Origin of the sequence: Trebonia sp. (assembly GCF_049794275.1) — a bacterium.
Lineage (GTDB): Bacteria > Actinomycetota > Actinomycetes > Streptosporangiales > Streptosporangiaceae > Trebonia.
Map to the genome: position 1 here is coordinate 1 of NZ_JBARCR010001313.1, position 6,861 is coordinate 6,861.

General features: G+C 69.8%; 7 protein-coding genes. All 7 read left to right on the top strand.

Going from position 1 to position 6,861, the window contains the following annotated elements:
• The first annotated feature begins 170 nt into the window (after positions 1-170).
• Entirely contained in the window at positions 171-1,001 is an 831-nt protein-coding gene (locus WA805_RS31775) for an SAM-dependent methyltransferase (protein ID WP_425244192.1), read from the top strand.
• A gap of 105 nt (positions 1,002-1,106) precedes the next feature.
• Entirely contained in the window at positions 1,107-1,652 is a 546-nt protein-coding gene (gene ruvC / locus WA805_RS31780; RefSeq protein ID WP_425244193.1) for a crossover junction endodeoxyribonuclease RuvC, read from the top strand.
• Positions 1,649-2,263, top strand: a complete 615-nt coding sequence (gene ruvA / locus WA805_RS31785; RefSeq protein ID WP_422272788.1) for a Holliday junction branch migration protein RuvA — start codon at positions 1,649-1,651, stop codon at positions 2,261-2,263. The genes ruvC and ruvA overlap by 4 nt, the downstream gene beginning before the upstream one ends.
• A 41-nt stretch (positions 2,264-2,304) precedes the next feature.
• Positions 2,305-3,342, top strand: a complete 1,038-nt coding sequence (ruvB, locus tag WA805_RS31790; protein ID WP_422272792.1) for a Holliday junction branch migration DNA helicase RuvB — start codon at positions 2,305-2,307, stop codon at positions 3,340-3,342.
• A gap of 154 nt (positions 3,343-3,496) precedes the next feature.
• The gene (gene yajC, locus WA805_RS31795; RefSeq protein WP_422272786.1) at positions 3,497-3,916 is read left to right on the top strand and encodes a preprotein translocase subunit YajC; all 420 of its coding nucleotides are present in this window, start codon (positions 3,497-3,499) and stop codon (positions 3,914-3,916) included.
• A gap of 102 nt (positions 3,917-4,018) precedes the next feature.
• Positions 4,019-5,872, top strand: coding sequence for a protein translocase subunit SecD (gene secD, locus WA805_RS31800; protein WP_422289786.1), 1,854 nt, complete (start codon positions 4,019-4,021; stop codon positions 5,870-5,872).
• Positions 5,872-6,861, top strand: a 990-nt coding sequence (gene secF / locus WA805_RS31805; protein WP_422276026.1) for a protein translocase subunit SecF, incomplete at its 3' end; no start/stop codon positions are given. The genes secD and secF, both read left to right, overlap by 1 nt.

Consider the following 6,861-nt stretch of genomic DNA (forward strand, 5'->3'; position numbering starts at 1 on the left):
GCTCGCGGCTTGGCGGCCCTGTACGCCGGCACCCCGGTCAGCACCCTCCGCCTGGCCGGCCTGGCCGCTGGCGGCGTGCCGGACGCCGATGCGGCCCTGGACGCCGCCTTCGCGGCGACGCCGTTCATGGTCGACGAGTTCTAGCGCCGCCTGCTCGGTATCATCGCCACATGGCAGACCGGCTTCTGCGCACTGACCCCGCGGCCGACGACGCGCCGTCACCGAAGATCGACACGACGGTCGCGCACATCGCCCGCGTCTACGACTACTGGCTGGGCGGCAAGGACCACTTCGCGGTCGACAGGGCAGTGGGCGAGAAGGTGCTGGAGATCCACCCGGAGACCGTCTTGTCGGTCCGCGCCAACCGCGCGTTCCTGGCCCGCGCGGTGCGCTATCTGGCCGCGACCGAGGGCGTCCGCCAGTTCCTCGACATCGGCACTGGCCTGCCGTCGGCGAACAACACGCACGAGGTGGCCCAGGCGGCCGCCCCGGCGGCACGGGTGGTGTACGTCGACAACGACCCGATCGTGCTGGCCCACGCGCGCGCCCTGCTGACCAGCAGCCGGGAGGGCGCCACCGCCTACCTCGACGCCGACATCAAGGACACCGCCGCGATCCTCGCCGGTGCCGCCGACGTGCTGGATTTCAGCCAGCCGGTCGCCGTGATGCTGGTGGCGGTGCTGCACATGCTGCGCGACGAGGAAGACCCCGGCGGCATCGTCACCAGGCTCATGTCCGCGGTCCCGCCCGGCAGCTTCCTCGTCGTCTCCCACCTGGCCAGCGACGTGCAGACCGAGACGATGGCCGAGATGCGGCGCCGGCTGAACGAGTCGATGACGCAGCAGTTCACCATGCGGACCAGGGCAGAAGTCACCCGCTTCTTCGACGGCCTGCGGCTGGTGGATCCCGGCGTGGTGCTCACCCACGAATGGCGCCAGGACGGCGCGGAAGAGTCCGCCACCCCTGGCGTCCTCTGGGCGGGCGTTGCCGAGAAACCCTGACCGAGATAGATCAACACGCTGGCCGAGTACGGGACACCGGGCCGGCCGCACGGTAGGGTTCTGGCGAACAGGTGTTCGCCGCGGATGATCGGATGGTGGGGCGCGATGACGAGCTACGCTCCCCGGCCGCCCGCCCGCGTGCTTGGCATCGACCCCGGCCTGACCAGGTGCGGGCTCGGCGTCGTCGAGGGCGTCCCTGGCCGTCCGCCCACTCTGGTGGCGGTCGGCGTGGTCCGCACCGCGGCAGGCGACGACGTCGCGACCCGGCTGCTGGCCATAGAGACAGAGATCGAGCGCTGGCTGACCCAGTACCAGCCGGACACCGTGGCGGTGGAGCGGGTGTTCAGCCAGCACAACGTGCGGACCGTGATGGGCACCGCGCAGGCGGGCGCCGTGGCGATCGTCTGCGCCGCCCGGCGCGGGCTGCCGGTGGCACTGCATACGCCGAGCGAGGTCAAGGCGGCGGTGACCGGGAACGGCCGGGCGGACAAGGACCAGGTGACCACCATGGTGATGCGGCTGCTGCGGATGCCTGAGCGGCCGCGCCCGCCGGACGCCGCGGACGCGCTCGCGCTGGCCATCTGCCACCTGTGGCGCACTCCGGCCATCAGGGCCAGGCAACCCAGCATGAACGGAGGCGACGGACGGTGATCGCGCACCTGAACGGCACCGTGGCCGGGGTCAGCCCGGACGGGGCCGTCATCGACGTCGGCGGCGTGGGCCTGCGGGTGCAGTGCACGCCGGACACCCTCGCGTCGCTGAAGCAGGGCGAGCGCGCGAGGGTGGCGACGTCGCTGGTCGTCAGGGAGGACTCGCTGACCCTGTTCGGTTTCGCCAGCGAGGACGAGCGGAACATCTTCGAGCTGCTCCAGACGGCGAGCGGCATCGGTCCGCGGCTGGCGCTAGCGATGCTGGCGGTGCACTCGCCGGACGCGCTGCGCCGGGCGGTGGCGGCGGAAGACCTGAACGCGCTCACCATGGTCCCCGGCATCGGCAAGAAGGGCGCGGAGCGGATCGTGCTCGAGCTCAGGGACCGGCTCGGCGCGCCGGGCGATTACGGTGCCGCCGGCACCGGCCGCGCGGTCCGGACGGCAGAGCCGTCGTGGCGGGATCAAGTCCAGTCCGGCCTGGTGAACCTCGGCTGGTCCGTCCGCGACGCCGACGCGGCGGTCACCGCAGTGGAAGCCGAGGCGAACGGCGGCCCGGCGCCTGACGTCGCCAGCGCGCTGCGCGCCGCGCTGCGGAAGCTGAGTAAGCAGTGACCGACTCGGGCGACGCGCTGGCCAGGGCCGAGGAAGCGGAGCTGTCGCGACGCCGCGAGGACAGTGTCGTCTCGCCGCTGGCGGACAGCGACGAGCGGGTGATCGAGAGCGCGCTGCGGCCCAAGCGCCTTGATGACTTCGTCGGCCAGGCTCGGGTGCGCGAGCAGCTCACGCTGCTGCTGCGCAGCGCGCTGCGGCGCGGCCGGCCACCGGACCACGTGCTGCTGTCCGGGCCGCCAGGCCTCGGCAAGACGACGATCGCGATGATCATCGCGGCTGAGCTCGGCGCGCCGCTGCGGATCACCTCAGGACCGGCGATCGAGCGGTCCGGCGACCTGGCGGCGGTGCTGTCCACGCTGCAAGAGGGCGAGGTTGTGTTCATCGACGAGATCCACCGGCTGGCGCGCCCCGCCGAGGAGATGCTCTACCTCGCGATGGAGGACTTCCGGGTCGACATCGTGGTCGGCAAGGGGCCGGGTGCGACCGCGATCCCGCTGGACATAGCGCCGTTCACGCTGGTCGGCGCCACGACCAGGGCGGGGCTGCTGCCCGCCCCGCTGCGCGACAGGTTCGGGTTCACCGCGCGCCTGGACTTCTACCAGCCCGATGAGCTCGGCGTGATCGTCCGCAGGTCCGCCGGGCTGCTCGGCGTGCCGATCGAGGACGCGGGCATCGAGGAGCTCGCGTCGCGGTCCCGTGGCACGCCGCGGATCGCGAATCGGTTGCTACGGAGGGTGCGGGATTACGCCGAGGTTCGCGCCGACGGCGTAGTCACGCGCGACATCACCCGCACCGCCCTGGAGCTGTACGAGGTGGACGAGATGGGGCTGGACCGGCTGGACCGCGCGGTGCTCGACGCGGTGGTCCGCCGCTTCGGTGGCGGCCCGGTGGGGCTGTCCACACTCGCGGTCGTGGTGGGAGAAGAGGCCGAGACCGTGGAGGTTGTCGCCGAGCCGTTCCTGGTCAGGCACGGCCTGCTCGCCCGCACGCCGCGCGGCCGGGTCGCGACGCGGGCGGGCTGGGAGCATCTCGGCCTGACTCCGCCCGCCGCCTCCGAGATGCCCACGCTGTTCGACTGACCGAGTGGCCAGCCAACTGTAACGATCACGGCGGAAACCCAATAGGGTGGTTATGCGTTATGCATACCGCCGCTACACTGCGCAGGTTGGCACGTGACCGTCGTGTGACGGCGCCAGCCGGCTAGCGCAAATCAACCGGAAGGAAACCCCGATAATGGGGAACCACACTTACCTGGCAGCCTCGTCGTCGGGCTCGAGCTTCAACCCGACGTCCCTGATCCTCATCCTGGTCGTCATCGTCGGCGTCTACATGCTGATGATCAGGCCGCAGCGGCGCCGTCAGCAGCAGGCTGCGAAGCAGCAGAACACCTTGCTTCCCGGCGCCCGGGTTCGCACCACCGCAGGAATGTACGCCACGGTCGTGGACGTTGACGGTGACGACGTGGTGCTCGAAGTGGCGCCTGGCATCGAGGTGCGCTACATGCGGCGCGCCGTCATGGACGTGGTCAGCCCGGGCGAAGAGACGCCGGATGACTCCTACGAGGACGAGGACGAGGACGCCGACGACGGCGAGCCGGACACGGCCGAGTCGGAGGAAGAGACCGCGCATACCGGCAGCACCAAAAACGACTAACGGGCGCGCGCGCTCGGCGAGTTCCGATATGCAGAGGCGATAGTGGCACCACCGAGGAGAAGCGGCCCGCGACCCGTTCGCGCGCTCGCTTTGCTGGCCGTCGTGATCCTGGTCATGCTGATCTCGATCACCGGCAAGGAGACCTTCCACCCCGCCAAGTGGCAGCAGCAGTTCAAGGTCGGCCTCGGGCTCGACCTGGCAGGCGGCACCGAAGTCGTGCTCCAGGCGCACACCTCCAAGGGCGTGCCGACGCAGGGCGCCATGAACCAGGCGATCAGCGTGCTGCTGTCCCGGGTGAACGGCACCGGCAACTCCGGCGCCCAGGTCCAGCAGCAGGGCGCTGACCTGATCAACGTGACGATCCCCGGGCAGCCGCCGGAAAACGTCCTCAAGCTGGTGAGCACCACCGCCAAGATGGCCTTCCGGCCGGTGTACCTCGTGCAGCCGTACACCGGCGCCGCCGCGCCCAACCCGGTGGCCAGGCCCAGCTCGACGGCCACGCCGAGCACGAGTGCCAGCCCGAAGGCGTCCACCAACGCGCAGTCGGAGCGGCTGGCCAGCCCGAGCCCGACCGCTACCTCGACGGCGAAGGCCAGCACGTCCGCGACGCCGACGGCGAGCGCCAGCGCGTCGCCGAGCGCTACGGCCACGACGCCGACCACGTACGGTAACCCTTCTCTGGTCAACGCCGCCACGCTGAAGCTGTTCAACAAGCTGGTGTGCAAGCCCGGCCCCAACTCCACGACGGTGAACGAAAGCTGGAAGGCCACCGTCGGGTACACCCTGAACGCGGACCAGTACGACGACACCAGCAGCCAGATCGTGTCGTGTGACCCCAGCGGCATGAAGTACGCGCTCGGCCCCGCGGTCTTCGAGGGTCCCGACGTGACCTCGGTGAACACCGGCATCCTGCAGAACACCACGCAGTGGGTCGTGGACCTCACGCTGAACGGCAAGGCCGCCGCGGCGTTCGGCACGCTGACCACCAACCAGTACAACAGCTACTACGCGAGCGCCCAGGCCAGCAACCCGGACGACCAGTACCTGGACCAGACCGCGCTGGTGCTCGACGGCAACGTGCAGACCGCTCCGGAGACCAGCTCGCCGATCACCGCGGGCAACGTGCAGATCACCGGCCCGGCGCCCAACGGCTTCACCCAGGATCAGGCGAACCAGCTGGCCGACATCCTCAAGTTCGGCTCGCTGCCGCTCAGCTTCACGCCGCAGACCGTCCTCTCGGTCTCCGCGCAACTCGGCCACAACTCGCTGGAGGCGGGGCTGGCCGCCGGGATCCTCGGGCTGCTGCTCGTCGTGATCTACATGTTCATCTACTACCGCGGCCTCGGCCTGGTCTCGGTGTCCAGCCTGCTGATCGCGGGGCTGCTTGCCTACCTGTCAGTGGTGCTGCTGAGCCGCTACCAGCACTACACCCTGGAGCTGTCCGGCATCGCCGGCCTCGTGGTCGCGATCGGTATCACCGCGGACTCGTTCATCGTGTTCTTCGAACGGCTCCGCGACGAGGTACGGGACGGCAAGACGCTGCGCCCGGCCGTGGAGAGCGGCTGGAAACGCGCCAGGCGCACGATCCTGGTGTCCGACACGGTATCGTTCCTCGCCGCGGTCCTGCTGTACCACTTCGCGATCAGCGACGTGCAGGGCTTTGCCTACACGCTCGGCCTGACCACGCTGATCGACGTGCTCGTGGTGTTCCTGTTCACCAAGCCCATGGTCACCCTGCTCGCCAGGACGAAGTTCTACGGCGGCGGGCACCGCTGGTCCGGACTCGACCCGGCGCGGCTCGGCGCCAAGACGCCGTGGCGCTCCGGGGCCCGGCGAACGGTGCGCACCCAGCGCCCGGGTACCGGGTCGAGAACCTCGGTTGGCTCTTCGGCCACCTCGCGGGAGCCGGCCACCTCGCAGGAGCCGGCCAGCTCGCAGGAGGAGGAGGAGGACTGATGTCACGCGTTGGCGATCTCGGCGGCCGGCTCTACCGCGGCGAAGTCTCCTTCAACTTCGTCGGCCGCCAGCGGCTGTGGTACACGATCTCCGGCCTCATCCTGCTGATCAGCGTCGTCGCGCTGCTGACCCGCGGGCTCAACTTCAGCGAGGAGTTCAAGGGCGGGTCGAGCTTCCAGTTCCCGGCGAACTCGTCCACGAGCCAGGGCGCGATCGCGCAGGTGGTGAACTCGGCAGGCGGCGGCCAGGCGACCGTGCAGCACCTCACGGGGCGCACCTCGCAATGGGTGGTCCAGACCGCATCGCTGGTGCCCGATGTGACCACGCAGGTGGCCAGCGCGATCTCGTCGGCGTTCCACATCCCGGTCAACCAAATCAGCGTCTCGTTCGTCGGCGCGACCTGGGGCGGCCAGATCAGCACCAAGGCCATCGAGGCCCTGATCATCTTCCTCATCGTGATCGTGATCTACCTGACGATCGCGTTCGAGTGGAAGATGGCCATCGCCGCGTTCGTCGCGCTGCTGCACGACATCGTCATCACGGTCGGCGTGTACGCGCTGGTCGGGTTCCCGGTGGCCCCGGCGACCGTGATCGGCCTGCTGACCATCCTCGGCTATTCGCTGTACGACACCGTGGTCGTCTTCGACAAGGTCCGGGAGAATACCGCCGGCCTGCTCACTACGACGCGAAGTACCTATAGCGAGGCGGCGAACCTCGCGCTGAACCAGACGCTGGTCCGGTCGATCAACACCTCGCTGACCGCGTTGCTGCCGGTCGCGTCGATCTTGTTCATCGGCGGTGCGCTGCTCGGCACCGGGACGCTCAACGACCTGTCGCTCGTGCTGTTCGTCGGCATGCTGTCCGGCACCTATTCCTCGATCTTCATCGCCACCCCGGTGCTCGCCGACCTCAAGGAGCGCGAGCCGCAGTACAAGGAGCTGGCCATCCGGGTCAAGCGGCGGGCGGCGGGCGGCCGGGCGGCCCAGCGC